Annotated in this window: 22 protein-coding genes; 11 read left to right on the plus strand and 11 right to left on the minus strand. The window is 64.7% G+C overall.

The genetic code is table 11. The features are described 5' to 3' along the window. Positions 1 to 9 precede the first annotated feature (9 nt). Genes CD932_RS10730 through CD932_RS10745 form a run of 4 tightly spaced genes read left to right on the plus strand, consistent with a single transcriptional unit; the run spans position 10 to position 6,174 of the window. Positions 10 to 1,098 carry an efflux RND transporter periplasmic adaptor subunit gene (locus CD932_RS10730; RefSeq protein WP_094442629.1) on the plus strand — a complete coding sequence of 363 codons (1,089 nt, stop codon included), beginning with the start codon at positions 10 to 12 and terminating at the stop codon, positions 1,096 to 1,098. Continuing rightward, positions 1,095 to 4,184, plus strand: a complete 3,090-nt coding sequence (locus CD932_RS10735; RefSeq protein WP_094442630.1) for a MexW/MexI family multidrug efflux RND transporter permease subunit — start codon at positions 1,095 to 1,097, stop codon at positions 4,182 to 4,184. Before CD932_RS10730 ends, CD932_RS10735 begins: the two co-directional genes overlap by 4 nt. Further along, the gene (locus CD932_RS10740; protein WP_176460926.1) at positions 4,184 to 5,578 is read left to right on the plus strand and encodes an efflux transporter outer membrane subunit; all 1,395 of its coding nucleotides are present in this window, start codon (positions 4,184 to 4,186) and stop codon (positions 5,576 to 5,578) included. The genes CD932_RS10735 and CD932_RS10740 overlap by 1 nt, the downstream gene beginning before the upstream one ends. 20 nt (positions 5,579 to 5,598) lie before the next feature. After that, positions 5,599 to 6,174, plus strand: a complete 576-nt coding sequence (locus CD932_RS10745) for a DUF1349 domain-containing protein (RefSeq protein ID WP_094442632.1) — start codon at positions 5,599 to 5,601, stop codon at positions 6,172 to 6,174. Position 6,175: 1 nt separating this feature from the next. On the opposite strand, the gene CD932_RS10750 is transcribed toward CD932_RS10745, so the two are convergent. From CD932_RS10750 to CD932_RS29350, 3 genes are all read right to left on the minus strand, one after another. Next, entirely contained in the window at positions 6,176 to 7,207 is a 1,032-nt protein-coding gene (locus CD932_RS10750; protein ID WP_094442633.1) for a threonine/serine dehydratase, read from the minus strand. Between the two features lie 404 nt (positions 7,208 to 7,611). Next, a complete protein-coding gene (locus CD932_RS10755) occupies positions 7,612 to 7,968 on the minus strand; it encodes a hypothetical protein (protein WP_094442634.1) in 357 nt (118 codons plus the stop codon). 172 nt (positions 7,969 to 8,140) lie between these two features. After that, positions 8,141 to 8,272, minus strand: a complete 132-nt coding sequence (locus CD932_RS29350; RefSeq protein ID WP_254926550.1) for a hypothetical protein — start codon at positions 8,270 to 8,272, stop codon at positions 8,141 to 8,143. A gap of 36 nt (positions 8,273 to 8,308) precedes the next feature. On the opposite strand from CD932_RS29350, the gene CD932_RS10760 reads away from it, so the two are divergent. Together CD932_RS10760 and CD932_RS10765 are read left to right on the plus strand one after the other, a co-directional pair. Continuing rightward, positions 8,309 to 9,163, plus strand: a complete 855-nt coding sequence (locus tag CD932_RS10760) for a hypothetical protein (RefSeq protein ID WP_141213225.1) — start codon at positions 8,309 to 8,311, stop codon at positions 9,161 to 9,163. Between the two features lie 236 nt (positions 9,164 to 9,399). Then, positions 9,400 to 10,377, plus strand: coding sequence for a hypothetical protein (locus tag CD932_RS10765; protein WP_094442636.1), 978 nt, complete (start codon positions 9,400 to 9,402; stop codon positions 10,375 to 10,377). Positions 10,378 to 10,425: 48 nt separating this feature from the next. On the opposite strand, the gene CD932_RS10770 is transcribed toward CD932_RS10765, so the two are convergent. From CD932_RS10770 to CD932_RS10785, 4 genes are all read right to left on the minus strand, one after another. Then, a complete protein-coding gene (locus tag CD932_RS10770; RefSeq protein ID WP_094442637.1) occupies positions 10,426 to 11,490 on the minus strand; it encodes a bifunctional nicotinamide-nucleotide adenylyltransferase/Nudix hydroxylase in 1,065 nt (354 codons plus the stop codon). Beyond that, entirely contained in the window at positions 11,487 to 13,202 is a 1,716-nt protein-coding gene (locus CD932_RS10775; protein WP_094442638.1) for an NAD+ synthase, read from the minus strand. The genes CD932_RS10770 and CD932_RS10775 overlap by 4 nt, the downstream gene beginning before the upstream one ends. Positions 13,203 to 13,288: 86 nt before the next feature. After that, positions 13,289 to 13,801 (minus strand): ClbS/DfsB family four-helix bundle protein, encoded by a 513-nt coding sequence (locus tag CD932_RS10780; protein WP_094442639.1) that lies wholly within the window; start codon positions 13,799 to 13,801, stop codon positions 13,289 to 13,291. An 18-nt stretch (positions 13,802 to 13,819) separates the two neighbouring features. Further along, the gene (locus CD932_RS10785) at positions 13,820 to 16,270 is read right to left on the minus strand and encodes a DUF3772 domain-containing protein (RefSeq protein ID WP_094442640.1); all 2,451 of its coding nucleotides are present in this window, start codon (positions 16,268 to 16,270) and stop codon (positions 13,820 to 13,822) included. A 226-nt stretch (positions 16,271 to 16,496) separates the two neighbouring features. On the opposite strand from CD932_RS10785, the gene CD932_RS29645 reads away from it, so the two are divergent. Together CD932_RS29645 and CD932_RS10795 are read left to right on the plus strand one after the other, a co-directional pair. Continuing rightward, positions 16,497 to 18,182 carry a methyl-accepting chemotaxis protein gene (locus CD932_RS29645; protein WP_094442641.1) on the plus strand — a complete coding sequence of 562 codons (1,686 nt, stop codon included), beginning with the start codon at positions 16,497 to 16,499 and terminating at the stop codon, positions 18,180 to 18,182. 75 nt (positions 18,183 to 18,257) lie between these two features. Beyond that, positions 18,258 to 18,587, plus strand: a complete 330-nt coding sequence (locus tag CD932_RS10795) for a helix-turn-helix transcriptional regulator (protein WP_094442642.1) — start codon at positions 18,258 to 18,260, stop codon at positions 18,585 to 18,587. Positions 18,588 to 18,775: 188 nt separating this feature from the next. On the opposite strand, the gene CD932_RS10800 is transcribed toward CD932_RS10795, so the two are convergent. Continuing rightward, on the minus strand, positions 18,776 to 19,531 hold the full coding sequence (locus tag CD932_RS10800) for a helix-turn-helix domain-containing protein (protein ID WP_217907284.1): 756 nt from the start codon (positions 19,529 to 19,531) through the stop codon (positions 18,776 to 18,778). Positions 19,532 to 19,672: 141 nt separating this feature from the next. Here CD932_RS10800 and CD932_RS10805 point away from each other — a divergent pair, with 141 nt between their 5' ends. Beyond that, positions 19,673 to 20,275 (plus strand): MSMEG_1061 family FMN-dependent PPOX-type flavoprotein, encoded by a 603-nt coding sequence (locus CD932_RS10805; RefSeq protein ID WP_094442644.1) that lies wholly within the window; start codon positions 19,673 to 19,675, stop codon positions 20,273 to 20,275. Between the two features lie 2 nt (positions 20,276 to 20,277). On the opposite strand, the gene CD932_RS10810 is transcribed toward CD932_RS10805, so the two are convergent. After that, a complete protein-coding gene (locus CD932_RS10810; protein ID WP_369679826.1) occupies positions 20,278 to 21,195 on the minus strand; it encodes a LysR family transcriptional regulator in 918 nt (305 codons plus the stop codon). An 82-nt stretch (positions 21,196 to 21,277) separates the two neighbouring features. On the opposite strand from CD932_RS10810, the gene CD932_RS10815 reads away from it, so the two are divergent. Then, on the plus strand, positions 21,278 to 22,906 hold the full coding sequence (locus CD932_RS10815; protein WP_094442645.1) for a methyl-accepting chemotaxis protein: 1,629 nt from the start codon (positions 21,278 to 21,280) through the stop codon (positions 22,904 to 22,906). Beyond that, the gene (locus CD932_RS10820) at positions 22,903 to 23,085 is read left to right on the plus strand and encodes a hypothetical protein (RefSeq protein ID WP_094442646.1); all 183 of its coding nucleotides are present in this window, start codon (positions 22,903 to 22,905) and stop codon (positions 23,083 to 23,085) included. Before CD932_RS10815 ends, CD932_RS10820 begins: the two co-directional genes overlap by 4 nt. A 110-nt stretch (positions 23,086 to 23,195) precedes the next feature. On the opposite strand, the gene CD932_RS10825 is transcribed toward CD932_RS10820, so the two are convergent. Both CD932_RS10825 and CD932_RS10830 read right to left on the minus strand, forming a co-directional pair. Further along, complete coding sequence (locus CD932_RS10825; protein ID WP_217907251.1) at positions 23,196 to 24,356, minus strand: YdcF family protein; 1,161 nt, start codon at positions 24,354 to 24,356, stop codon at positions 23,196 to 23,198. Further along, complete coding sequence (locus tag CD932_RS10830) at positions 24,350 to 26,860, minus strand: TonB-dependent receptor (RefSeq protein ID WP_217907252.1); 2,511 nt, start codon at positions 26,858 to 26,860, stop codon at positions 24,350 to 24,352. The genes CD932_RS10825 and CD932_RS10830 overlap by 7 nt, the downstream gene beginning before the upstream one ends. Positions 26,861 to 26,987 lie beyond the last annotated feature (127 nt).

Consider the following 26,987-nt stretch of genomic DNA (forward strand, 5'->3'; position numbering starts at 1 on the left):
ACGTCCATCATGACAATCCGACTTGCCGGCGCTGGTGCGCTGGCCATTACGCTCGCGGTGGCGGGCATCATCACGTACCCCCGCCTCGAATCGCACGCCGCCGCAGCGGCGCCGTCCCCGGCCACCAAGGTGGCGCTGGCGCCCGTGCTGGCCGGCACGCAGCAACGCTACTTCAGCGGCGTGGGTGAACTGGAAGCGGCGCGCCAGGTGCAGGTGGCGGCAGAAACCGGCGGGCGCATTACCGCCATCCGCTTCGCCTCGGGCCAGCAGGTGAAAGCCGGCGAAGTGCTGGTGCAGCTCAATGACGCGCCCGAGCAGGCGTCCCTGCTGCGCCTGCGCGCGCAACTGCACAATGCCGTGACCAGCTACCAGCGCACCGTCCAACTCGTACAAGGCAAGGCGGCCACGCAGGAGCAATTGGACAGCGCCCTGGCCATGCGCGATGCGGCGCTGGGCGAAATGCGCCAGACCGAAGCGCTGATCGCGCAAAAAACCATCCGCGCCCCCTTCGCCGGCCAGATGGGCATACGCCGCGTGCATGCCGGCCAGTATCTGAACGCCGCCGATACGGTGGCCAGCCTGGTCGATACCACATCCTTGCTGGTGAACTTCACGCTCGATGAACAGAGCAGCAGCAAGCTCGCTGCCGGGCAGGCGGTGCAGGTCACGGTCGACGCTTATCCCGAGCGGGTGTTTGCGGCCAGGATCAGCGCCATCGATCCGCTGATCGCGCGCTCGCGCATGGTGCAGGTGCAGGCGGCTTTGAGCGAGCCAGACCGCGCGTTGAAGGCCGGCATGTACGCCAATGTGAAGGTGGCGCAGGCCGGCAAGGCCGAGCCGCAACTGACGGTGCCGGAAACGGCCGTCACCTACAGCGCGTATGGCGACACGGTGTTTGTGGCGCAGCAGGCGGGCAAGCAGCCGCTCACCGTCAAGCGCGTGGCAGTCAAGCTGGGTGATCGAAACGCGGGCAGGGTGGAGATCACCGAAGGTCTTGCGGCAGGCCAGCAGGTGGTCGCCTCGGGCCAGCTGAAACTGGCTGACGGCATGGCCGTGCAGGCGGTCGCCAATACCCTGGACAAGGATACCGCGCGATGACATTTACCGACCTGTTCGTGCGCCGCCCCGTGCTGGCGCTGGTGATCAGCAGCCTGATCGTCATGCTCGGCATCCTCGCCATCAAGCAGCTGCCGGTGCGCCAGTACCCCATGCTTGAATCGTCGACCATCACCATCGCCACCACCTATCCGGGCGCCTCGGCCGACCTGATGCAAGGTTTCGTCACGCAGCCGATCGCGCAAGCCGTGTCGTCGGTCGAAGGCATCGATTACCTCACTTCTTCCTCGGTGCAGGGCGCCAGCCTGGTCACCGTGCGCATGGAGCTCAATCGCGATTCCACGCAGGCGCTGACCGAAGTGATGGCCAAGGTCAACCAGGTGCGCTACAAGCTGCCCGAAGGCGCGTTCGACCCCGTGATCGAACGCTCGGCGGGCGACTCCACGGCCGTCGCCTATGTCGGCTTTGCCAGCAATACGGTATCGGCGGCGCAGCTGACCGACTACCTGGCGCGCGTGGTGCAGCCGATGTTTTCCACCATCGAAGGCGTGGCAAAAGTCGAGACCTTTGGCGGCCAGCAGCTGGCCATGCGCCTGTGGATAGATCCCGCCAAACTGGCGGCGCGCGGGCTGACGGCGTCGGACGTGGCGAACGCCGTGCGGCGCAATAACTACCAGGCCGCGCCCGGCAAGGTAAAGGGGCAGTTCGTCGTCTCGAATATCAGCGTCAATACGGACTTGACCAGCGTGGCGCAGTTTCGCGAGATGGTCATTGCCAATGGCAAGGACGATGGCGGCGCGCTGATACGGCTGAAAGATATCGGCACGGTGGAACTGGGCGCGGCCGCCAGCGAAACGAGCGCCAGCATGGATGGCGTGCCGGCCGTGCACCTGGGCCTGTTTCCCACGCCGGGCGGCAATCCCCTGGTGATCGTCGACGGCATCAAAAAACTGCTGCCCGCAATACAAAAAACCCTGCCGCCGGGCGTCAAGGTGGAACTGGCGTTCGAGACGGCGCGCTTTATCCAGGCCTCGATCGATGAAGTGGCGCACACCCTGCTCGAAGCCCTGCTGATCGTGGTGCTGGTGATTTACCTGTGCATGGGCTCGCTGCGCTCGGTGCTGATCCCGGTGGTCACCATTCCGCTGTCGATGCTGGGCGCGGCCGCGCTGATGCTGGCGTTTGGCTTCAGCATCAACTTGCTCACCTTGCTGGCGATGGTGCTGGCCGTGGGCCTGGTGGTCGACGACGCCATCGTGGTGGTGGAAAACGTGCACCGCCATATCGAGGAAGGCAAGACGCCGGTGGCGGCGGCCTTGGCCGGCGCGCGCGAAGTGGCCGGCCCGGTGGTGGCCATGACGATCACGCTGGCGGCCGTGTATGCGCCGATCGGCATGATGGGAGGCCTGACGGGCGCGCTGTTCAAGGAATTTGCGCTGACCCTGGCCGGCGCCGTGGTGGTCTCGGGCGTGGTGGCATTGACCTTGTCGCCGGTGATGAGTTCCTTTCTGCTGCAATCAAAACAGTCGGAAGGGCGCATGGCGCGCGCCGCCGAACACTTTTTTGGCGGTTTGACGGGCCGCTATGCGCGATTGCTGGCCTGGTCGCTCACGCGCCGCTGGATCAGTGGCGGCTTTGCGTTATTGGTGATGGCCAGCCTGCCGTTGTTGTACCTGCTGCCGCAGCGCGAACTGGCGCCGTCGGAAGACCAGGCCAGCGTGCTGACGGCCATCAAGGCGCCGCAGCATGCCAACCTCGATTACGTCGAGCGCTTCTCCCATCAACTTGAAGATATCTACCGGCGCACGCCGGAGACGGCGTCGACCTGGATCATCAACGGCAGCGACGGGCCGGCGTCCAGCATCGGCGGCATCAATCTCACGCCCTGGGGCGAGCGCGCGCGCAATGCGGCCGTGATCCAGGCCGAGCTGCAGCAGGGCGTGGGCGATATCGAAGGCACCAGCATTTTTGCCTTCCAGATGGCGCCCTTGCCGGGGTCCAGCGGCGGCTTGCCGGTGCAGCTGGTGCTGCGCAGCGCCCAGGATTACGCCACCCTGTATCGCACCATGGAAGAGATCAAGCAGCGCGCCCGCGCCAGCGGCCTGTTTGCCGTGGTCGACAGCGACCTCGATTACAACAACCCGCTGGTCAAAGTAAGGATCGATCGTTCAAAAGCGAACAGCCTGGGCGTGCAAATGCAGGATATCGGCGAATCCCTGGCGGTGCTGGTGGGCGAAAACTATCTGAACCGCTTCGCCATGGAAGGGCGCGCCTATGACGTCATCGCGCAAAGTCCGCGCGCCCAGCGCTTGACGGCCCAGGCACTGACGCAGCAATATGTGCGCGCAGACGATGGCAGCCTGGTGCCCTTGTCCGGCCTGGTGAGCCTGACGCAGGAAGTCGAGCCGAACAAGCTGACCCAGTTCAACCAGCAAAACGCCGCCACCTTCCAGGGCGTGCCGGCGCCCGGCGTTACCTTGGGCGACGCGGTGGCCTTCCTCGACGGCGTGGCCAAAACGCTGCCGCCCGGCTTCAGCTACGACTGGCAGTCCGACGCGCGCCAGTTCGCCACCGAAGGCAACGCCCTGCTGATGGCTTTTCTTGCCGCCGTGATCGTGATCTACCTGGTGCTGGCGGCCCAATATGAAAGCCTGATGGACCCCTTGATCATCCTGATCACGGTGCCGCTGTCGATTTGCGGCGCCCTGATTCCGCTGGCGCTGGGCTGGGCCACCATCAATATCTACACGCAGATCGGCCTGGTGACCCTGATCGGCTTGATCAGCAAGCACGGCATTCTGATGGTGGAGTTTGCCAACGAATTGCAAGTGCACGAACGGTTTGACCGCGTCAGCGCAATTGCCCGCGCGGCGCAGATCCGTTTGCGTCCCATCCTGATGACGACGGCCGCCATGGTGCTGGGGCTGGTGCCGCTGCTGTTCGCTTCCGGCGCGGGCGCCAACAGCCGTTTTGGCCTGGGCGTGGTGATCGTCTCGGGCATGCTGGTCGGCACCCTGTTTACGCTGTTCGTGCTGCCGACCATGTACACCTTTTTGGCCCGCAATCACGCTGCCGGCTATGCCAGTGCACGCGCCCAGGCGCTGGCTACGGCAACACAAGGATCATGATGAACCAGAAAACCCTAGCCCTTTCGCTTGTGTCACTGCTGCTGGCAGGCTGCGCCGTCAGCCCCGCCTACGTCACGCCGGGCACGCCAAACATCACGCTGGCCAGCCCGCAGCAAACGCAATTCAAAGCTGCCGACAGTATCGCCAGCAGCACGCCATGGTGGACCTTTTTTGACGATGCGCGGCTGACGCAGCTGATCACCGCGGCACGCGCGCACAACCGCGATATCGCCCAGGCGCAAGCGAACCTGCTGGCCGCGCGCGCCGTGTTCGACGAGCGCCAACTGGACCGCCTGCCCGCCGTCACCGGCCAGGCCGGCTGGCAGCGCAATCTGCAGCAAACCGCGCCCGATACACGCAGTGCCACGGCCAGCACGCGGCTCGGCCTCGATGCGCAGTGGGAGCTGGACCTGTTCGGCCGCCTGGGCCATATCAGCCGGTCGGCGCAGGCGCGCGCGGGCGCTGCGCAAGCCGATCTGCGCCAGGCGCAGCTGGTGATCGCCGCCGAGGTGGCGCGCAATTACTACCGGGCGCTGGGCGACCAGCAGCACCTGGCGCTGGCGCAGGCGCAGGTGGACAGCTGGCGCGAAACCGTGACCCTGGTCGAAGCGCGCCTGGCGGCCGGCAGCGGCTTGCCGGAAGAGCGGCAAAATGCGCTGGCCAACCTGGCGCGCAGCGAGGCGGCACTGCCACCGTTGCAGGCGAGCTTGCGCCAGGCCCGGTACCGGCTCGATGTATTGAGCGGCCAGCCGCCGGGCGCCACCGCGCTGGCCTTGACGGCACCGGCTGCGGCGCCGCTGGCCGGCCAGCTGCCGCTCGGCGACGTGAACCAGTTGATCAGGCAGCGGCCCGACGTGGTGCGCGCCGAACGCCTGCTGGCCGCCTCCAGCGAAGACGTGGGCGCGGCCACGGCCGAGCTGTATCCGAGACTGAGCCTGGGCGGCTTTATCGGCTTTTTTGCGCTGCGCGGCAGCAGCCTGTTTGACGCTGGCGCGCGCGCCTTCGAAGTGGCGCCCACCATCAGCCATCCGGCATTTCACCTCGGTAGCGCCAGGGCGCGCGTACGCGGCACGCAGGCCGTGGCGCAAGGCGCGCTGGCCGGCTACGAACAGGCGATGCTGCTGGCGCAGGAAGACGTGGAAAACGCCGTCACGCAACTGGCCGAAAATCAAACGCGGCTGGCGTCCTTGCTACAATCGGCACGCCACGGCAGCGCCGCGCTGCAGATCGCCAGCACGCGTTATCAAGCCGGCGCCGGCAGCTACCAGGCGGTGCTGGAAAACCAGCGCGCCCTGTATGACATCCGGCGCGACGCGCTGCAGTCGGAAACCGCGTCCTACACCAGTGCAGTCGCGTTGTACCAGGCGCTGGGATGGGGACTGAACAACGAGTGATAAACCACGCAGGAGAGACGATGTTTGAACAGGCGAGCTGGTTGAACCAGCCAACAAAATGGACGCTCGAAGACGCAACCTTGCGCGTTACCAGCGACGACAACACCGACTTCTGGCGCAAGACCAGCTACGGTTTCATCCGCGACAGCGGCCACTTTTTGGGCGTGGCCACCGACGGCGATTTCACGGCCCAGGTGCATGTGGCCGGACACTATGCAACCCTGTACGACCAGGCCGGGCTGATGGTGCGCATCGATGCAGAACACTGGATCAAATGCGGCATCGAGTTCTCTGACGGCCAGCTGTGGCTGAGCACCGTGCTGACGGTGGATAAATCCGATTGGGCCGTCAGCGCGGCGCCGGCCATGCCGGAAGGCTTCTGGCTGCGCGTGACCGTCAGCGAGGGCGTGATCCGGGTGCAGTATTCGACCGACGGCAAGCTGTGGCCGCTGCTGCGCCTGGCGCCATTTCCTGCCAGCGCGCGCTATCTGGTGGGGCCGATGTGCTGCACGCCGGAACGCGGCGGGCTGGAAGTCACGTTTTCACACTTCACGGTAGGCCCGGCGCAGCGCAAGGACCTGCATGATCTGACGTAAACTATTCTGTCAGCGCATGTCGGTCAGGCGTGCGCACGCGATCCTGGCGCGCGCCCCGGCACAGCAGTTCGGCAAAGCGCGCCGGGTCGATATTCGAGCCGCACACCAGCAAGGCCACGCGCTTGCCCGCCAGCCGCTCGCGCAGCGGCCCGAACAACGCTGCCGTCGCCACCGCCGCTGCCGGTTCGGCCACCAGCTTGGCATCGCGGAACAAGTACAGCATGGCCTCGCAGATCTGCTCATCGTCGACCCGCACCACTTCGTTGACGAAGCGGCGGCAGACATTAAAACTGTACTCCATCGCATACGGCGCGCCGAGGCTGTCGGCGACGGTATCGACCCTTTCCAGGGTCTGCGGCGCGCCTGCGGCGAAGCTGCGGTACAGCGCGTCGGCGCCGAACGGCTCGACGCCGTACACGGCGCAGTGCGGATTGAGCTGTTTGACGGCGGCGGCGATGCCGGCGCACAAGCCGCCGCCGCCGACCGGCACCACCACTGCGTCGAGACCGGGCACTTGCGCCATCAGCTCCAGGCCGACTGTGCCGGTGCCCTGCGCGGTCAGCGGGCCGTCGTAGGGGTGCAGCATGGTGCGGCCCTCGTCGCGTTCGATGTCGCGGCCGCGCGCGAACGCCTGGTGTACGTCCGGCATCAGCAGCACATCGGCGCCGTACGCGCGGCAGGCGGCGATGCGCGCAGGGCTGGCGTGCGCCGGCATGACGACCCTGGCGCTGCATCCGGCCAGCCGTGCCGTGTACGCGACGGCAATCGCATGGTTGCCGGCGCTGACGGCGACCACGCCGCGCTGGCGCGCCGGCGCGTCCAGCGCCTCGATGCAGTTGAGCGCGCCGCGCAGCTTGAAGGTGCCGGTTTTTTGAAACAGTTCCAGCTTGAGCCACACTTCGGTGGACGCAAATTGTTCGTCGATGACGCCGGTTTGCCAGCGCCATACGGGCGTGTGCAGGATCTTGCCTTGCAGGCGTGCGGCAGTGTCGCGGATCTGGGCCAGCGAGGGATACGGATGGGAAGATGTCATCGGGGTGCTCCATTTGAACTATTCGGGGGAACGCGGGCAGTGCCCGCGCGCGATGATGCGCTGGTCAATGGCGACTGGGGGCGCCGAGCACCGGCGCAGCCGCAGCTCAGCGACCCTGAATAATTCGAATAATGGAACAGGACTGACGGCCACCGGCGAACGCAACACGGCCAGCGTCTGCGGCGACGTGGCGGTGGTTCGGGACGGTGATGTCATGCGGATTCATGCGCTCAATCATGCCAAACAACCCAGGCAATGGCAAGCATGATCTTTTGAGCACGCCAACATTTGCTCGATGCACGGGCACAGGTATCCATGCGCATTGCATTTTTTCTGCGCGTTGCAGACATGGTGTGCTCCTCGTCCTCGTCCTCGTCTTCGCTCTCCGCTCTTCGCACGCGCCCCTACTCGTGCTGATTGATGGATCGGTGGATGTCCTTCGACTCGTTGCGCCCGGGCCGGTCGTCGGCCAGCTTGCCCGCTTCGCTTTGCGGCTGCTGCCCGGAACCCTTGACGTTGGCATGGCTGTCCGGCTGGCCCAGGGTATGCATGTTTTCCTGCTCGACCGGATCGGGCGGGCCTTGCGGCGTGAGCACGTCGTTGGCCCAGTAACCACTGTTGGCCGTGCCGCTGGCCAGCTTGCCGCCGCCCTGGTTGGCATATGGGTCGCCGCCGGCCTTGTCGGCGTCGGTCTTGTCGATGCGCGTATGGCGGCCCTGCTCGCTCGGGTGCTGTGGGGTATTGCCGTGTTTTTCTTCCATGATGCCTCCTCCGCTTGGGTGTAAGCCCATGCTAACGGCTTTTGGGGCGCCGGCAAGATAGGCGCGCGGCGTGCCTGCTTGTAGGAAGAAAACCCGACCGCGCCCACTCAGCACCGCCGCAGCCACCAGGCGCCCGACAGGACGCCATGGTGCAAGAGCAGAGGAAACACTTTTATGGATTTTTCTCCAGGGTGTAAGCGGGAACAAGACGGCAATCGCCCGTCCGGCGGTTTTCCTGCGCCACGCCACATGCCGCATAGAAATTTAAGTTGACAAAAAAAGCATAATTGCGTAATTTTGTCATGGCATATCTGTAACACATTGCTCAATAGGAAAAACTGTGACTTCTTCCCGTGCCCGCTCGCAAGCCATGACACCGTCGGTGTCTCGTAAAAGTAAAAGTGGCGAGGACGACGATTATGTGGATAGCCGCAGCAGCGGCAAGAAATCAAGCAGCCGACCGGGATATGAATCGGCGCGGGAAGTGGTCAGCCAGCGCCAGAATCTCAAACGCACACCGAGCCTCAATCATTTTCAGTTCACGTCGATCGACGGCACCACGATACATACGCTCGATCACAAAGGCCGGGAATCGATTGCGCAAAAACCCAAGAATGGCAAGCCCCGTCCGCCCTTGAAGAGGCAACCGGCGCTGGACCATATCGTGCAATATATTGCGCTCAAACAAGGCCACGATGAACTCGTCACTGCCGAACGTTCACAGGCAGCGCAGGGACGGCCCCGCAGGAATTCCGTTGACCTGGCCGACGCGTTCAGGAAAGCGGTAGCCAATCCCGATAACCTGCGGCTGGTCATGCATGACGAACATTCGGCGCAGGGCGGACACAAGACCCGCGATACCCTGACAAAAAAAGAGATCAGCACTGCAAAAAAAATGCTCAACAGGCACTTGTCGCCGACGCCGAGCACGATGCCACAATCCGTGTTTGATCAAAACCGGCCCAAGTGGCATACGCCACTGCCAGAAGTGGCGAGCTCAGGTCCCACGAGAAAAAGTACGCGTGACAGGAAACCACCGCCCGACTATCCGGGTTTCAGCTCGCCCACCAAGCGCATCAAGACCGAGCCCAAGCCGACGGTGCCACTGACGACGCCATTCGTCTTCGGGCCGGTATCTTTCCCCGCTTTCACGCCTGGCAAGAATTCAAAAGCCAAACAGCGGGCCTTTCAATAAACGCGCCATCGGTCCGATCAAACAAGTACGTGGGCGGCCACGCACCAGCGAGCCAGTCGCGGAGCAAACCATAGGTGGATAACGAGAAACAATTCCCGCACGGAAAAGGAAAGACGCGTCGCCGTTTTTCGTCCTAGACTAATGCCATGACTGCAGACGCTGCCCTTTACAAAAGGGCAGGCTGTGGCTACAGCGAATGATGCACTTACCTTATCCCTTACCGATCGGAGACCATCATGGCACAAACTTTGGCAGCAGTATTCGACAACCGCGCATCGGCCGAAAGCGCACGGCAAAAACTGATCGCCTCGGGCTTCGGCAGCGAGCGCATCCGTCTCAATGACGCGGCCAGCGACTACAGCGGCGCACCATCGGCCACCTCGACCGTGGCCAACACCACCGGACGCGACGACGACGGCTTTGTCGCCAGCATCAAGCATTTCTTTGCCGACCTGTTCGGCAGCCATGAAGACCGCTATGTGTATGCGGAAGCCGTCTCGCGCGGTCATGTGGTGCTGACCCTGGAAAGCGCCAGCGATGCGGAGATCGACCGCGCCAGCGATATCGTCGAAGACTTCGGCCCGCTCAATATCGAAGAGCACAGCGAGCAGTGGCGCGCCGGCGGCTGGAGCCGCGACGACAGCACCACTGGCGCTTATGCCGGCGGCAGCAAGGGCAACTTGAGTGGCAGCGCCGCAGCCAACCTGCAATCGCAGTCGGGCAGCCTGTCGCAGCAGACCACGCCGCTGGGCGCGGGCGCCGAACTGGGCATCAATCCGGCCGCCCCTGTGGGCAACTTGAGTGGCGGTACGCTGGACCAACCTTCGACGGCGTCGCAGCAATTCGCCCGCGATGACTCCTTGAACCAGCCCGACTTCATCGCGCCGGGCGGCGCGACCAGCCTGGGCGGTGCCACGCGCAATGTGCGCACCTACCCGCGCGCGGACACGCTGTCGAACGATGTCGTCGCCGACGAACAGTACTACCGCAGCCACTGGGACGCGACCTATCTGTCGACCGGCGCGCGTTTCGAGGACTACGATCCGGCCTACCGCTATGGCCGCTCGATGGCCGGCAGCGACACCTATCGCGGCCGTCCGTGGGAGGAAGTGGAGCACGACCTGCGCAGCAACTGGGAGCATACCTATCCCCAGTCGGCCTGGGACAACTTCAAGGATGCCGTGCGCCATGGCTGGAATCGTTTGACGTCGTAAGGCGATTGCCTTGAACAGCGCTGACGGCTGCGTCAGCGCTGTTTTTCATCAGCGCTCTTCTTGCGTCAGCTTCAAAAAATGATTGAGGATATGAAAATGATCCTCGAAAAACTGTTCTTCTATCGCCGGCAATGCGTCCAGCGGCAGCCACCGGGCCAGCGCCGCGTCGTCGGCGGCCGACACTTCCGGCAACTGGCTGGTATGCAGATTGAAATGGTGGGCGTGCGTGATGGTGCGTCCGCGCTGGCTGCGGTCGGGGTGGTCGAACACGGCCACGCCGACCAGCGCTTCTTCCAGGGTCGGCGCCAGCACGCCCAGTTGTGTTTCTTCCGCCAGTTCCCGTATCGCACCCTGCAGCAGGCGTTCGCGCGGCTCCAGGAAGCCGCCCGGCAGTGCCCATAAATCCTTGCCCGGATAGCCACCGCGTTTGACCAGCAGCACATGGCCGCCCGTCTGCACCAGCGCATCGACGGTACAAAAAATCGGCGCATACGGCGCCGTGCGCCAGCGCGTTTTATACGCTTCGATGGCGCGGTGTTCCTGCACCAGAGGCGCATACCACGGCAGCATGGTCCAGGCTTTCAGGTACTGGGCAATCGCTTTTGGCAGCAGCTGCGCCAGCGCGCCCAGCGACACGTCGACGTCTTCCGCTTCGAACAGCACCTTGCGGATCGCGGTGGCGCCGATCGGGGCGCCTGCGTCGATCTCCTGGTTAAGCATCTGCCACTGCGGAAAATGGTGCAGATAGTAGCTGGTGGCGTCCTTGAAGCAGGCCACCAGCGCCACGCGCGACGCCTGCGGCACGACCCCGGCCACCTGGCGGCGCACGCTCTCGGCCCACAGGCCATCGTCATAGTAGTCGCGCACGGCCACGTAGTGCACGCGTTTGCGCTGCGCTTCGGGCAGGCTGGCCGCGATCATGGCGGCCCGTTCCAGCCACGTAAACGGGTTTTTCGGGCTGCGCGCATGGAAGGCCGAACCGAGCACCACCACCACCTGCGCGGCGCTGTCCAGCGCCGCCTGCAACAATCCCGCGTGGCCGCTGTGAAACGGCTGGAAGCGGCCGATCAGCACCGCGCAGTCCAAGGAAGAAAGGGGGGTTGCGGCACTCATGCTGCGTCTCCGGTAGGGTAGTGGGCGGCGATCGGCAATTGGCGGCCGCTGCCAAAGGCGCGCGAGCGCACCCGGATAATCGGCGCCGCCTGGCGCCGCTTGTATTCATTGCGCGCCACCATGCCAACGATGCGCGTGACCAGGCGGCGGCCTTCCTCGCTCTCGCGCAGCCGGGCCACAAACGCCAGCGCCTGCGCGCTTTCGGGCGCCGGCAGGCGGTTGCCCTCGATATGCCATTTTAAAATTTCATCGAGCACGGGGTAGGGCGGCAGGCTGTCGGTGTCGCGCTGGCCCGGCGCCAGTTCGGCCGAGGGCGGCTTGTCGAGCACGGCGGCGGGAATCAGCTCGCGCCCGGCGCTGGCGTTCACATGGCGCGACAGGGCGAATACTTCAGTCTTGTACAGGTCGCCAATCAGGCCCAGGCCGCCGTTGGTGTCGCCATACAGGGTGCAGTAACCGACCGAAATTTCGCTCTTGTTGCCGGTGGTTAGCAAGAGCGCGCCAAACGCGTTCGAGTATTCCATCAGGATGGTGCCGCGCACGCGCGCCTGCAGGTTTTCCAGCGGCAGGCCGGCCAATTTGCCGTCAAACGCCGCCGCATAGCCGCTTTCATACTGCGCCACGATATCGCGGATCGGATGGGTCAGCAGGGTGATGCCGAGGTTCTCGCACAGGGCCACCGAATCGGTGACGGAGCCGGCGCTGGAAAACACCGACGGCATGGTGATGCCGATGACATTGCCGGCGCCCAGCGCTTCGACGGCCAGCGCCAGCGTCAGCGCCGAATCGATGCCGCCCGAGCAGCCGACCACGACTTTGGTAAAGTTGCAGCGGCGCGCATAGTCGGACAGGCCCAGCACGATCTGGCGGCGCGCAAACTCCACCGCCGCGATGCCGTCCACATCGGGCGCGGGAAACGCCTGGCCATCGCTGCGGGCAAACTGGCCCCCCTCAAAACGCAGCACTTGAAAATCTTCCACGAAGCGGGCCGCCTCGAACTGCACCCCGGCCTGCGGCGAGATGGCAAACGAGGCGCCGTCGAACACCAGCTGGTCATGGCCGCCGACCTGGTTGACGAACAGCAGCGGCAGCTCCAGGCGGCGGCAGGCGGCGCCAAACACGGCGTGGCGCAGCGCGCGCTTGCCGATATCGGACGGGCTGGCGTTGATGCTGACCACCAGTTCAGGCCGGGCCGCCTGCAGGCAGGCAAACGGGTTGACGGCGTAGGCACGGCCCTCGTCGTTCCAGCCGTCCTCGCAGATCATGAAGCCGACCTTGTGACCGGCCACGTCGAGCGTGCAGGCCACCGGCGGCCCCGCCTCGAAATGGCGGCCCTCGTCGAAGATGCCGTAGGTGGGCAGCAGCTGCTTGTAGTATTCGGCGACGATCTGCCCGTTTTGAATCGCCAGCAGGGCGTTGTACAGGGGCTTGCCGGGGCCGGGGTTGGCGCGCGCCGTACCGAGCACGGTCACCAGCGCCGGCCAGCGCTGTGACGCCTGCTGCACCGTTTTCAGCGCCGCGTCCATGCTGCCCAGGAAGGCGGCATCCTCGAACAGGTCGCCCGGGTAATAGGCGCTCAGCGACAGTTCGGAAAACACCACCATCTGCGCGCCGCCGTCGCTGGCGCGGCGCATATGGTCGATGACGGCAGCGGTATTGGCGTCGAAGTCGCCGATGGTGAAGTTCAGCTGGGCGATGGCGATCGTAAGCATGGTGTCTTTCGGCAGAAATACGTGGAGACGCTATCGTGCCTGAAAACGAACAAATGGTACTGATGCAATCGTGCAAGCCCCGCTGTCTACACGGTTTTCAGCCAGGCCCGCAAGCGCGTGCGCGCATTGGCATACGGCGACGAAGTATTGAACTGGATCATGCGGCCCATGCTGTACTGCTTGTACCACGGCTGGCCATACAGCTGCGCATCGTCGCTCGCTTCCACCAGCGCCACCAGTTGCCGGTTGGCCAGCGCCAGGCGCTGCAGTAACTGCTCCATGTCGAGGTGGGCATGGTCGGCATAAAACCGCTGCGCCAGCGCGCCAAGTTGGTTCCACGTGAAACCTTCGGCGGGAAAAGCGATATCCGCGACAGGCTTTCCCGCACGCAGTTGCGCATGCCAGTGCAGTACCAGCTCGTTCCAGCCCACCAGATAGGCCAGCAAATCGCACACGCTCATGCGCGTGCCGGCCACATGTCCATCAAGCGCCAGCTCGCGCGCAAGGCCCGGCGGTACGCGCGCCAGGTCCTGCTGCAGCCTGGCATAGCTGGTGTTGATGGCTTCCAGTAATTCCTGCCGGTTGTGCGGGATGGCCATTACGTCTCCATGCAGGTATTAGCTCGTCAGTGGCGGCATGGGTGCCGGCGGCGTTGGCGGCGATACCCCCGGCGCCGGTGTGGCAGCCGATATGGCCGGCACCTCGAATTGCGCCGGCAAGCTGCTCAGGATCATGGTGTTGGGCTTGGCGATCGAGATCCCGGCGGCATCGAGACGCTTGAGCAGTTCGAACAGCAGGGCGCTGCGGATGCCCGACGTCAGCCGCGGCGAGGAGGCAAAGCCGGTGGCGTTGAACAGCAGATTGCCATTGTCGATGCCGTCGAGCTGCACGTTGGGCGCCGGTGTGTCGAGCACGTCGTGGTTGTCGACAAACACGCCGAGGATCAGCGCGCGCGCCGCTTCCGCATCCGTGCCCAGCGGCAGCGGCAGCTTGACCTGCACCAGGCCCAGGGGGCTGGCGTGGGTGACGTTGCGCACCGTCTTGGTAATGAATTCCGAGTTCGGCACGATCACCGTGGAACGGTCGCCCATCTGGATTTCGGTGGCGCGCACATTGATGCGGCGAATATCGCCTTCCACCCCCCCCAGCGAGACCCAGTCACCCACTTTCACGGGACGCTCGGCCAGCAGGATCAAGCCCGAGACAAAGTTCTGCACCACCGCCTGCAAGCCGAAACCGATACCGACCGACAAGGCCGAGGCCACCCATGCGATGCGTTCGAGGCCGATGCCGGCCGACGACAGCGCCAGCGCCACTGCGGTGATCGCGCCGACATAGCCGAACAGGGTCAGGAACGAGGTCTGCATGCCCGAATCGAGGTTGGTGGTCGGCAGATAGCTGTTTTGCAGCCAGCGCTTGAAAAAACCGACGCCGATATAACCGACCAGCAGCACCAGCAGCGCCTGGATCACGGAGCCCGGGCGTATCGCCACTTCGCCGATGGCCAGGCCATCTTGCAGCGTGCTCAGGCGCTGGAACAGTTCGGCCGGGCCTTCGCCAAAGGGCGCCAGCAACAGCATCAGCATCAGCAGCACGACCAGCGCGCGGCCCAGGCCCGACAGCAGCACGGCCGCCTGGTCGCGCGCTTTCGGCGTGGCCAGCACCGGATTGCTTGAATCAGGCGGCGGCGTCGAGGCCAGCAGCATGCACACGTCATCGACCAGCACCGTCAGCAGATAGGTGCTGCACACCACCACCATGATCCAGGTGATCTGCTTGGTGACAAAGCTGCCGAAGGCCACATAGCCCACCAGCAGGCTGATCAGGCTGACGGCCAGCGCCAGCCACAGCAGCAGCACCACGCAGCGCAACCACAGCGGCGTGACGGGCGAATCGGGCTCGGCCGCGCGCACCTGGCGCCAGCAGCGCTCGGCGCGCAGCAGGCCGTAGGCCACCGTGACGCTCAGCACCAGCGCGACGATGCAGTTGACCGCCACCGCCGTCGACAAGCCCGTATTGATGACGATGGACACGCGCTCGGCGGCCCATACCAGCACCATCACGAAGGCGAACACGGTCGGGTAGCGCGCCATGCGCGAGGCGAGCGCATCGGACAGTGGCAGCAAGCGCCACGAGGCGCGGTTTGGCGACAGCAGCGCGTGGCCGAGGCCGGCCGTGAAGCCGGCAAAGCAGATCACGCCGACCAGGCTGCCCAGGAAGACATCGGTCTTGTCGGACACGCCGTTATTCCAGCGCAGGCCCAGCACCAGCAGCTCGGCCACCAGGCCCGGCGTGGCCAGCGCCAGCACCAGCACGGCCAGCGCATGCAGCGAGCGGCGCAAGCGGCCGTGCGGCACGCGGGTGGAGGTGAGCATCAACAGGCGGCGCGAAATCCACACGCTGGCCAGCAGCAGCAGCACGATGGCGGCAAACATGCCGGCCCAGACGGACAGCGGCGTGGAGCGCGCGGCGTCAACCAGCTCCTGGCCCAGGTTCTGCAAGCGCAGGCGTGTCTGCGGCCATTCGGCATACAGCTGCTGCCAGAAGCCGCCAGCCAGGATCGACGAGGTGCGCTCGCCCAGGCGCGCCTGCAACTGCGCGCGGCGCACCGTGGTGACCTGCTCGGACGCTTGCGCCGCTTCCACCGACAACAGCCGCGCCAGCTTGACCTGTGAATCGAGCGCGCTGCTGTTGCGGTCGAGCTGGCTGCGCTGAGCGGCCACGTCGGGCGCGTCCTTGATGCCGGCCGCCGGTTTGCCCAGCTCGGCCAGGCGCGCCTGCACGCTGGCCAGCTGCGGTGCGATATCGGCCGCCACTTTGTCGGCCTCGGCGCTGGCGGCCAGCGCATCGGCTTTCATCTGCGACAAGGTGGCGTCCGGCACGTCGGCCTCGCCGTCCAGGGTTTTCTGGATCGTCGTGATCTGTTTGCGCAGGTTGTCGAGGTGCTGGTCGACGGTGGCGGCGTCGTCGTCGGCCTGGGCCCGGGCGGGACTGGCGCCGAATGACAGGGCCAGCAGCAGCGCCAGCAGGAAGGGAAACAGCAAGCGGAATGGTCGACGAGAAATCATGCGGGCCTATGGACGGAAGAGAAGAGTGTTAGCGGCACAATATAGCCGAAAATGCCGCCGTAAAACGCGCAATTGTGGCCTGGACCGGCGTTTTGACGGCGCTTGCCGCCTATGGTCTACGCCTATTGCACTATAGATATGTAATATAAAAAAGACTAGCATCATGTGCCCAGGATCAGGTGCTGCGCAGGCACGGCCGATCCTCCCACTTCCTATCGAGCCCATCATGAAGTTCCTCTCCAACATCCCTATCGGCAAACGCCTGGCGCTGGGCTTTGGCGCCGTCAGCGCCATGCTGATCGTCATCTCCTGCCTGGGCCTGGCCATGCTGGGCAAAATCAACCAGGGCACCGACCATATCGTCACAGACAGCATGCCCAAGATCGCGATTGCCAATGCGCTGGTCGACCACGTCAACGATATCGCCATCGGCCTGCGCAACACCATGCTGACCACCGATCCGGCCGACCGGCAACGACAGGCGGGCGCGGTGCTGGCCGCGCGCCAAGCGGCCGTGGCCGACATGGCCAGGCTGGAACGCATGGCGCAGCTGCCGCGCGAACGCGAACTGGTGACGCAGCTGCACGCGGCCCATGTGCGCTATGCCGAAGGCCAGGACAGGCTGCTTGAACTGGTCAGTACCAGCACCCTGGAAGCAGCACGCACTTATATGTACGACCACGTGCGCGCCATGCTCGACGACTACAAGCGCCTGATCGCGCAAGAGATCGCCTTGCAAAGCAAGGTGGCCACAATCAACGCCGCCAGCGCGCACGACACCTATGTCACCACGCGCACGCTGCTCGTCGCGCTGTCGTTGCTGGCCTTGCTGTCCGCCGCACTGTTGTCATACATCATCACCCGTTCCGTCACCCGGCCGGTGGCGCAGGCCTTGAAGGTGGCCCATACGGTGGCCGCCGGCGACCTCAGCAGCACCATCATCATCGAATCGCGCGATGAGCTGGGCCAGTTGCTGCAGGCGCTCAAGAGCATGAACGACAGCCTGGCGCGCACGGTGGGCACGGTGCGCGCCGGCACCGACACCATCGCCGCCGCCTCGGCCCAGGTGGCGGCAGGCAGCCAGGAACTGTCCTCGCGCACCGAGCACGAAGCCAGTTCGCTCGAAGAAACGGCCTCGTCGATGGAAGAGCTGACCTCGACCGTCAGGCAGAACGCCGACAACGCGCGCCAGGCCCATGGGCTGGCCGATACTGCCTCGCAGGCGGCCCAGCACGGCGGCGCCGTGATCGCGCAGGTGGTCGCCACGATGGACCAGATCAGTGCGTCGTCGAGCAAGATCACCGACATTATCGGCGTCATCGACGGCATCGCGTTTCAAACCAATATCCTGGCCCTGAACGCCGCCGTCGAAGCGGCGCGCGCCGGCGAGCAGGGACGCGGCTTTGCCGTGGTGGCCACCGAAGTGCGCAACCTGGCGCAGCGCTCGGCCGCCGCTGCCAGGGAAATCAAGCACCTGATCGATGACTCGACCGCCTCGGTGGCCAGCGGCAGCGCGCTGGTGCACCAGGCCGGCGCCAGCATGAGTGGCCTGGTCGACAGCGTGCGCCGCGTGACCGACATCATGGGCGAAATCACCCTGGCCAGCGCCGAACAGACGGCCGGCATCGAACAGATCAACCGCGCCATCAGCGCGATGGACATCGATACCCAGGAAAACGCCGCTCTGGTGGAAGAATCGGCCGCCGCCGCCGCCGCCCTGCGCGAACAGGCGGCGACCCTGGCGCAGGTGGTCAGCGTGTTCAGGCTGGGCGACCAGGCGGCGACTGTCAAGCCGGCCGTGACTGTGGCGGCGAGCAGGCCAACGCCGGCATCACCGCCGGCCCGTGCACCGGCGCCTGTGAAGCAGGAACAACCGGCCGAAGCGGCGCTGTCGGAGTGGGAAGAGTTCTGAGCATGACGAACTCAAGATAAACAAACCCGGCATATCCTTGCACTTGCGGGCTGCAAAAATATTCACTTCCTGGCCATGACCAAACGTACCCGCCCAGCCAATACCATGCCGACCCTCGTCAATGAGCGGCTGCGCATCTGGGGCCAATGCGTGCGCAAGCAGCGGGTACAACAGAACATCACGGCGCGCGATCTGTGCGCCCGTCTCGACATTTCACGTCCGACCCTGCAGCGCATGGAGCGCGGCGCAGCCTCCGTCAACGTAGGCCTGTTCCTGGCCGCCTTCCATGTGCTCGGCATGCTCGGCATGGCCGCGCCGGAACTCGAGGTGGCGCTATGGCAGATGGACAGCCCGGCAATACGCAGCCGGCCAGGCTTGAGGAAGAGCGATGATGACTACTTCTGAGCATGCGCTGTTCGTTTATCTGCAACGTCCCGACAATGGCGATTGATCGTGCACATGCCACCGCGCTCGACTTCCTGCGCCTGGCCGGCAATGGCGAGCGCTGGGGTGCGCTGGCGGTCGGAGCATCCCGCAAACCGCATGTCGCGCAGCTGGCCAGTCCCCGGCTGCATCGCCTTGATGCGCTGGTGTCAGATAGCAGCCGGTCCAGGCGCAAAATACCGCCCCGGCGTGGTCCCGAAGGTACGCCGGAACAGCGCGATAAAGGCGCTCACATTGTCGTAGCCCAAATCAAACGCCACGGTCGTCACGGGCAAGCCGCCTGCCAGCAGTTCCAGCGCGCGCAGCAGGCGCACGCGCTGGCGCCAGGCCGTCAGGCTCATGCCGGTTTCGACGGCAAAGCGGCGACTCAGGGTGCGCGGCGCCAGGTTGGCCCAGCTTGCCCAGGCATCGAGGGTGCGCGCATCGGCCGGCTCGGCGATCAGGGCGCTGGCGATGCGCAGCAGGCGCGGCTCGCGCGGCAGGACCAGGCCCAAGGAATCGAGCGGCGCGGCGGCAACTTCATCGAGCAGCACCTGCACCACCCGCGCCCGGGCAGGGCTCAAGGGCGCCACCTGCCACTGCGCCGCGCGCAGCACCGTTTCGCGTAGCAGGCCCGAAACACGGATCGCGCACGGCGCCGGCGGCAAGTTCACGCAAGACTGCGGCGCCACATATACGGCCCAGCCCGCGAACGGGCCATGCGACCTGGCCGCATGCGTGACGGACGACGGTATCCACACGGCATGCGTGGTGGGAATGGTCCAGTTGCCGGTGCCGGTGCGCACCGTCAACAGGCCAGAAAACAGACCCAGCAGCTGGCCCGGCAAATGGCTGTGCGGTACCGACTCGCGCGGCACGCTTTCCTTGCCCGTGACGGCGATCAAGGGCGGCTCGCCATCGACCATCGTGATGGCGTGGCGTAACTTGGTTTCCAGCGGGTCGGCAGGCGGCATGGCGTGATCGGACTATTGATTGGCTTTGCTAGCTTAGCAGCGCCACGGTTTCAGCGCTATCGTGGCGAACATGACCGCTACCAGGAGAACCGCATGACCACCGTCAACCTCGCAGAACTGTACGCTCCGCCGAACGAGATGATCGTGAAAGCCGTGCTCGACCATCTGCTGCCGTTTCATCTGAGCTATTTGAAAGCGGCGACGTTCTTTTGTCTGGCCAGCGGCAGCGCCGAGGGCCTGGACGCCTCGCCGCGCGGCGGCGCAGCGGGTTTTGTGCACGCGCTGGACCACAAGACGGTCGCCTTTGCCGACTGGCCCGGCAACAACCGCATCGCGTCGCTGAGCAATCTGCAGCAGGATGACCGCATCGGCATGCTGTTCCTGTTCCCCGGCCTGGACATCTTCATGCGCATCAATGGCCACGCCGTCATTTCCACCAATGCGCCATTGCTGCAATCGCTGGCCGAAGGCGAACGCCTGCCAAAGACCGCCGTGGTAGTGAAAATCGATGAGGTACTGTTCCACTGCGGCAAAGCCATCAAGCGCGCGAAACTGTGGCATCCCGATGCGAAACTGGATCGCAAAACCCTGCCGTCCCCGGGCGATATGGTCGCCGCCATCACCGGCGCCGACAGCGGCACCGCCAAGGCCATAGACGAAGGCTATGACACGGCGATGCGCGGCCAGCTTTATTGATTTTATCCCAGCCGCGCGTCCTTGAAACTGCGTTCAAGAAACTCGATCAGCTTGCTGAGCGCCACCGGCATGTTCCTGCGGGTGGCGTAGATGGCGTAGATGTCCATTGGCATCGCTTCGCATTCCGGCAGCAGGGCCACCAGCTCGCCCTTGTCGATCAGCGGCAGGGCCAGATAAGCCGGCAACATGGCCAGGCCGGCGCCGCACAGCACTGCCTGTTCGATGGCCGCCGCATCGTTGGCGCTGAAGTTGCCCGTGACGGGCACCGCCAGCTCCTCGCCGTCACAGCGAAAGGTCCACGTGCCTTTGCCATAGAAAGAATGCAGCAGGCAATTGTGAATGCTGAGCTCGTCGACATGGCGCACAGCAGGGTGGCGGCGCAGATAGGCAGGCGCGGCGCACAGCATGACCCGGCATTGCGCCAGCTTTCTGGCCACCACATTCGAGCCCAGCGTATTGGTGATCCGGATGGCAAGGTCGATGCGCTCGTCGACCAGGCTGACGCTCTGGTCCGACAGCAGCATGTCGACGCCGACACCGGGGTACAGGTCGACAAATTGCGCGATCATGCTGGTCAGCAGCGAGCGCCCCAGGGTGGTGCTGGCGGTGATGCGCAGCCTGCCGCGCGGCACGCCACTCGGTTCGCCCACCGACAGCTGGATGCCTTTGGCCATCTCCAGCAACTGGCGGCAACGCGACAGCGCTTCCGTGCCGGCATCCGTCAGGCTCAGCCTGCGTGTGGTCCGGTGCAGCAGGCGCGCGCCGGCCCAGTCCTCCAGCTCGCCCAGGTAGCGCGACACGACCGGCCGTGACAAGCCCAGTTTTTCTGCCGCAGCCGACTGGCTGCCGCAGTCCACCGTGGTAATAAACACCTGCATGGCAACCAGCTTGTCCATCGATTCGACCGTATTTGGCAACAAACCATGCTACTTTATAGTCTTTTTTGATTAATAGAAAGCAACTATACTAGGCAACAATTTTAATTGCCCTTAAGAAGCCTTAATGAATAAGCTTTCGTTTCAACAAAAACTCTGGCTACCGCTGGTGGCCTGTTTGCTGTGTATCGTGATCATTTTTATTTATAACGCATTGGAAACCCGCAACCTGCGCCTCGATGAGCGGCGCAAGGATTTGAGCAATGTGAACGAAGTGGCACACAGCATCCTCAAGCACTTTGACGAACTGACCAAAAACGGCACCCTGAACAAGGAAGCGGCGCAGAAACAGGCGACGGCCGCGATCAAGTCGCTGCGCTTCAGCGGCGGCGGCTACACCGCGATCACCGACAAGCACATGATTTCCCTGATGAATCCGTTCGCGCCGCAAAACAATGGCAAGGACATGAGCAGCTTCAAGGATGCCAACGGCTACTATCTGTACCGCCATATCGCCGAAGCGGGCGCCAGCCCCAGCGGCACCGGCTATGTCTATTACGTGTGGGCGCGCCCGGGCGGCACCAAGGTCCTGCCCAAGGTGTCGCACGTGATGCGCTTCGCACCATGGGAATGGGATCTGATCACCGGCGTCTACATGGACGATATCAACGACGCCTTCAAGAAGGAACTGGTCGAAGCGGCCGTCGTGCTGGCGGTGGTGTCGACGCTGCTGTCGCTGCTGGTGACCCTGGTCAACCGCAGCTTGCGCGCCACCATCGGCGGCGACCCGGGCGCCGTGCGGCAGGCCGCCTCGCGCATTGCCAGCGGCAACTTGAGCGGTCCACTCGACACCGTCAAGGGCGATGACAGCAGCATCCTGTTCGGCATGCAGACCATGCAGAACCAGCTGGCCGACACCATCGGCGAGATCCGCCGCAGCGCCAACACCATCGCCCTGGCCTCGGCTGAAATTGCCACCGGCAATAGCGACCTGTCGGCGCGCACGGAAAGCCAGGCCAGCTCGCTCGAAGAGACGGCCGCCTCGATGGAAGAACTGACCTCCACCGTCAACCAGAACGCCGTCAACGCGCAGCAGGCCAACACCCTGGTGCTGTCGGCCGCCGACGTGGCGGAGAAGGGCGGGCAAGTGGTCTCGCGCGTGATACAGACGATGGACACCATCAATGCCTCGGCCACGCGCATCGTCGACATTATCGGCGTGATTGACGGCATCGCCTTCCAGACCAATATCCTGGCCTTGAACGCGGCGGTGGAAGCGGCGCGCGCCGGCGAACAGGGCCGCGGCTTTGCGGTGGTGGCGTCGGAGGTGCGCAGCCTGGCCCATCGCAGCGCCGAAGCCGCCAAGGAAATCAAAGTACTGATCGGCAACTCCGTCGACAGCATCAAGGTCGGCAGCACGCTGGTAGCGGAGGCGGGCGTGACGATGGACCAGGTCGTCTCCAGCGTGTCGCGCGTGACCGAGATCATGGCCGCCATCAGCGCCGCCTCGCAGGAACAAAGCACCGGCATCGGCCACGTCAACCAGGCGATCAATGAAATGGACGCCGTCACCCAGCAAAATGCGGCCCTGGTGGAGCAAGCGGCGGCGGCCGCCGCCAGCATGCAGGATCAGGCGGCGATGCTGGCGCAACTGGTGCAGCGCTTCCAGCTCGACGCCGGCGAAGCGCAGAGCCTGGCTGGCGCGCCGCCGCGCATGGCGGCGCGCGGCAAGCCGCGGGCGCTGCGCGCGGCGTGATCGGCGCCTACAGCCAGATGCGCCTGTGGACCACCGACCAGCAGAAAAATGCGCGCCGGATTTACCAGGGCAAGGGCTATGTGCTGGTGGCGCAAGAGCCGGTGTTGGCGTTTGGCAGGGAGATGGTGGATGAGACGTGGGAGCTGGAACTGCAAGACAGGGAACGAGCATCGCCATAGGCTTTCAGGCCAGGGCCATGGCTTTCGTGTACGCAAAAAAGGTGAAAATGATACCGATATAACTATAAATTGCGCACGCCGGAGGCAGCAGCCCGGCGTGCAGGAGGGTATCAGGGGTCCAGGGGATCGGCGGGATCGATGCGCAGCGACTTGAGCGACGGCCGGAACGTGAGCTCGGTGGGTGACAGCCGCGCGCCGATGGCGCCGGGCGCGTAGCCCAGCTCCTTCAGGTTGCGGACGGTGAACTCCGAACTTTCGATGTAACGGCTTTGCTCGACGTTGGTGATGATCAGGCCGTCCTTGTCCAGCGGCGCTCCCATCGCGGCCAGCCGCCGCGTCACATTGCGCAAGTTCGTCGTCGTGTGGCGGGCATAGGGCTCGATGATGATGGACTCGGCCGGCACGCCGAAGCGCCCGATCAGGGCCCGGCGCATTTCGACCGCCTCGACGAACAGCGTCCCTCTCGGATGCACGGAGGCACCGCTCAGGATGACGAACGGCGCTGCGCCGTCGGCATAGCGTTGAGCGGCCATCCGCACATTCAGTTTGCCGCGCGCACTCAACGGCATCCCCTGGTTTTCCGGGCCCACGCCCGGAACAATGATCGCCGTGTAGCGATACCGCGTCCAGTCGATGAGGCGCGCGCGGCCCAGCGCGGCGGCGTTGTGGCCCATGTCCAGCGGCTCGAAGGCGATGGCGTCATTGCCGTCATTGACGTCCAGCAGGGCAATCGCCAGCCTGAGGCTGGGATCGAGCACCAAAGCCGGATCGTCCTCGCCGGCCTTGGCCAGCCAAGCTGCGTCCTCGGACGCCGCCTTGAAATGCACGCTCCCGACCGGATCGACGGGACCATCGATCAACGGATAGCGCGGCGACGCACCCAGGCCGTACACCTCGATGATACAGTTCAACCCGCGCAGTTCGCGCTCGACCTGGGCCGGCGCGCCGTCGTCGGCCAGTGTCGATGTGCGCCACGTCGACGCCGGCGCCTTGGCGGCCGCAGCCGCGAGGCTGGCGATTTCCGCATCGGTCCACGTGCTGGCGTTCAGCACGCAAGCCGGCGCCTGCCTGCAGGCGTCGATGCGGCGCAGACGTGCGCTCACCACGGCGGTGGCGAGAGCAGGACGCGCGGCGCCCATGTCCACCAGCGCGGGAAACAGCTGCTTGGCCAGCAGCGCCCAGTGCTGGTCGCGCACAGGGGCAGCATGGGCCTGCTGCGCCAGCAGCAGCGAGAGGGCGAGCAGGCTTTTTCTGATCATCGGGCTCACCATGCCTTGCTCAGCACCATGCGCACGCTGCGGCCAAAGACCGGACGTCCGTAAATCGCTTCCTTGCTGCCCTGGCCGGACAGCGTATCGGTGCGGGTGTTTCCTTCGGTCAAACCCTGCGCGTTGCTCAGGTTGTCGCCGACGATCTGCAGTTTCCAGTCGCCGCGGCTGAGCGACACGCCGGCGCCGAACGAATGATAGGCCGGCAGTTCAGTGGCCTGGAAGAAGTCGACGTAACGCTTGCCCGTGTAAGCGTAGCTGCCGTACATCTCGACCAGATAGTCGCCGGTATTGAAATGATAGCTGGGGCGGATGTTGCCGAACACCTTGGGCTCGCGGATGATCTGGTTGCCGACCACCTTCGACGGATCGGCGCCAGTCGCGCTGACGAAGTCCTTGTATTGCGGATCCTGCACCGTCAGCGAGCCGTTGATATTGAAGCGCTCCGACAAATACCAGGCGCCGTCAAACTCGGCGCCGCGCACGATCGCCTTGCCGAAGAATGGCACGGTCTGGTCGTTGCGTCCGGTGACCGGATTGAAGGCGGTGAACGAGGCGTTGAGCGGATTGAACTGCGTGTAGAAGCCGGTCACGTACAGGTAGGAGCGGCCGGCGTTCATCTTGACGCCGACTTCATACTGATCCGCCTTGGTGGTCAGCACCAGCGGATCGACCGTGGCGGCCACCTGCATCGACGGCGGCACTTCCAGGTGCGACATGCGCGCATAGCCGCCGAAGCGCTGAGAGAAGTCGTAGTTGGCGCCGAGCGTCCAATTGACCGTATTGGTGTTGTACTTGTGTTCCTGCCGGGCGCCCGTGAAGGCGCGCGTGGTGTCATCGGCCAGCGTGGTCGGATCGCCCAGGTTCGCCTGGGTGGTCAGCAGCGCGTAGCCGTCATAGTGATAGCGTTCCTTGCGCACGCCGCCGTCCAGGCGCAGCCCTTGCATGACCTCCCAGGTGTCGTTCATGTACAGCGCGCCCATTCTGGCGTCGACGTCGCCCTGGTTCAATGTGCTGGTGTAGTGCAACACGCCCTTGTCGGTCACGTAGCCGAGCGCCGAGCCGGCGGCGGAGTAGGCGACCAGGTCGAGCGTGCGCGGCCGGCCCTGCACCTCGATCAGCATGTCGTTGTAGACCGACTTGCTGGTCTGGCCGTAGCCGCTGCCGTAGAGGCCGAGTTTGAAGTCGTGGTTGCCGAAGCCGGTCTCGAAGTTGCGCGTGATATTGATATCGGCCTGGTTCGAATAGAAGTCCGAGCTGGCGGCGCGGTATTGCCCCTGCATCACCAGGCCGGAGGCGGCTGCCGGATTGTAGACTTGGGCACCGTTGCTGCCGGCGATCGCGTAGCCCAGATGGTCGACGGCGCCAAACGCGGTTTTCGCCGCACCCAGGAAGCCGTTGGCAAACGCGGTGGCGTCGGCCGGGTTCGAGGTCGAGTAGAACGCGTCGAAGTCCAGCGTGCCCTTGGTCATGCCGCCCTTGGCCGACAGCTGCCACTTGCCGAGGTCGCCCTCATAGCGCACGCCGATGTTGCCGTATTCGAGGTGGCGGCCGCTGGCCAGGTCACGCGTGTCGGTCTGCAGCTTGCCCGCGCCGTCCAGGTATTTCTGCGGCACGGCGCGCAGCGACGGCGAATTCATCGTGCCGTCGAAATAATCGATGTACTTGTCGAGCGAGACCGCCGGATTGCGCGGGTCGGCGATCGGGATCGGCAGATAGAAGGCGTTGTGGTCGTTCAGGTAGTTGGCGCTGACCGTCAGCGTGCCCGACTCGAGCACGCGCTTGATGTTGCCGCGGATCTGGCCCCCCCGGTCGTTCGGGAAGCCGTTGTCGCGGTGGCCGTCGTCCTGGCGCACGAAGCCGCCGACCGCATAGAAGGTCTTGTCGTCGATCTTGCCGGCCTGGTAGAGGTCGGCGCGGGCCAGGCCGGTGGTGCCCAGCGTCACCTGCGCCTTGCCCTTGGTGGTACCGGTGCCGGTGACGGTGCTGCTGTTGACGATGGCCGCCGCCTGGCTGGCGTAGATCGACGCCGGGCCGCCGCGCACCACCTCCAGGTTCTTGGTCATCAGGTCGTAGCGGTTCAGGCTGTCGCCGCGAAAGAAGAAGCCGTTGATTTCCGTGAACAGCGGCAGGCCGTCCTGCTGGAACAGCGCCAGGCCGTCATCGGTCGGAATGCCGCGCACGCGGGTGATGTTCTGCACCTCGCCACCGGTCGCCTCGACCTGGATGCCGGGCAGCTTGCCCAGCAGGTCGGCCATGTTTTGCGGCGCCAGTTTTTGCACCTCGCTCTGCGACAGCGAGTTCACTGCGTAGGATACGTCGAAACGGCGCTGAGGGCGCGCCGAGCCCGTCACGACCACGGTGGCGACGCCGGCTTCCTCGCCCGCTTGCGCTGCCGGCACGGCGGGCGGTTCGGCCGCCACCGTCTGGGCGAACGCCGGGCAGGCCATGGCGTACAGGGCGCCGATCACCCAACTGTGGGCAAGGGTATTCTTTCTTTTCATCATAGATTTCTCCGGTATGGTCGTGGTTGGCGGGTGTTGAGCCGGAGTATAGACACGGTATTTTGGTATAATTATTTATTACTTGTAAAATAAATAGAATATGACAGGCGTGTTACAGGAATTGTCTTTC

The sequence above is a fragment of the Janthinobacterium sp. PC23-8 genome, assembly GCF_002250505.1.
Taxonomy (GTDB): domain Bacteria; phylum Pseudomonadota; class Gammaproteobacteria; order Burkholderiales; family Burkholderiaceae_D; genus Janthinobacterium.

Excerpts from the sequence above, each read along its gene's own strand:
- CD932_RS10815 (WP_094442645.1), top strand. The coding sequence starts at position 21,278 with ATGAATAAGCTTTCGTTTCAACAAAAACTCTGGCTACCGCTGGTGGCC.
- CD932_RS10770 (WP_094442637.1), bottom strand. The coding sequence starts at position 11,490 with ATGAGTGCCGCAACCCCCCTTTCTTCCTTGGACTGCGCGGTGCTGATC.
- CD932_RS10795 (WP_094442642.1), top strand. The coding sequence starts at position 18,258 with ATGACCAAACGTACCCGCCCAGCCAATACCATGCCGACCCTCGTCAAT.
- CD932_RS10745 (WP_094442632.1), top strand. The coding sequence starts at position 5,599 with ATGTTTGAACAGGCGAGCTGGTTGAACCAGCCAACAAAATGGACGCTC.
- CD932_RS10765 (WP_094442636.1), top strand. The coding sequence starts at position 9,400 with ATGGCACAAACTTTGGCAGCAGTATTCGACAACCGCGCATCGGCCGAA.
- CD932_RS10750 (WP_094442633.1), bottom strand. The coding sequence starts at position 7,207 with ATGACATCTTCCCATCCGTATCCCTCGCTGGCCCAGATCCGCGACACT.
- CD932_RS10800 (WP_217907284.1), bottom strand. The coding sequence starts at position 19,531 with ATGGTCGATGGCGAGCCGCCCTTGATCGCCGTCACGGGCAAGGAAAGC.
- CD932_RS10785 (WP_094442640.1), bottom strand. The coding sequence starts at position 16,270 with ATGATTTCTCGTCGACCATTCCGCTTGCTGTTTCCCTTCCTGCTGGCG.
- CD932_RS10805 (WP_094442644.1), top strand. The coding sequence starts at position 19,673 with ATGACCACCGTCAACCTCGCAGAACTGTACGCTCCGCCGAACGAGATG.
- CD932_RS10780 (WP_094442639.1), bottom strand. The coding sequence starts at position 13,801 with ATGGCCATCCCGCACAACCGGCAGGAATTACTGGAAGCCATCAACACC.
- CD932_RS29645 (WP_094442641.1), top strand. The coding sequence starts at position 16,497 with ATGAAGTTCCTCTCCAACATCCCTATCGGCAAACGCCTGGCGCTGGGC.
- CD932_RS10735 (WP_094442630.1), top strand. The coding sequence starts at position 1,095 with ATGACATTTACCGACCTGTTCGTGCGCCGCCCCGTGCTGGCGCTGGTG.
- CD932_RS10755 (WP_094442634.1), bottom strand. The coding sequence starts at position 7,968 with ATGGAAGAAAAACACGGCAATACCCCACAGCACCCGAGCGAGCAGGGC.
- CD932_RS10825 (WP_217907251.1), bottom strand. The coding sequence starts at position 24,356 with ATGGTGAGCCCGATGATCAGAAAAAGCCTGCTCGCCCTCTCGCTGCTG.
- CD932_RS10775 (WP_094442638.1), bottom strand. The coding sequence starts at position 13,202 with ATGCTTACGATCGCCATCGCCCAGCTGAACTTCACCATCGGCGACTTC.
- CD932_RS29350 (WP_254926550.1), bottom strand. The coding sequence starts at position 8,272 with ATGACAAAATTACGCAATTATGCTTTTTTTGTCAACTTAAATTTCTAT.
- CD932_RS10830 (WP_217907252.1), bottom strand. The coding sequence starts at position 26,860 with ATGATGAAAAGAAAGAATACCCTTGCCCACAGTTGGGTGATCGGCGCC.
- CD932_RS10740 (WP_176460926.1), top strand. The coding sequence starts at position 4,184 with ATGAACCAGAAAACCCTAGCCCTTTCGCTTGTGTCACTGCTGCTGGCA.
- CD932_RS10730 (WP_094442629.1), top strand. The coding sequence starts at position 10 with ATGACAATCCGACTTGCCGGCGCTGGTGCGCTGGCCATTACGCTCGCG.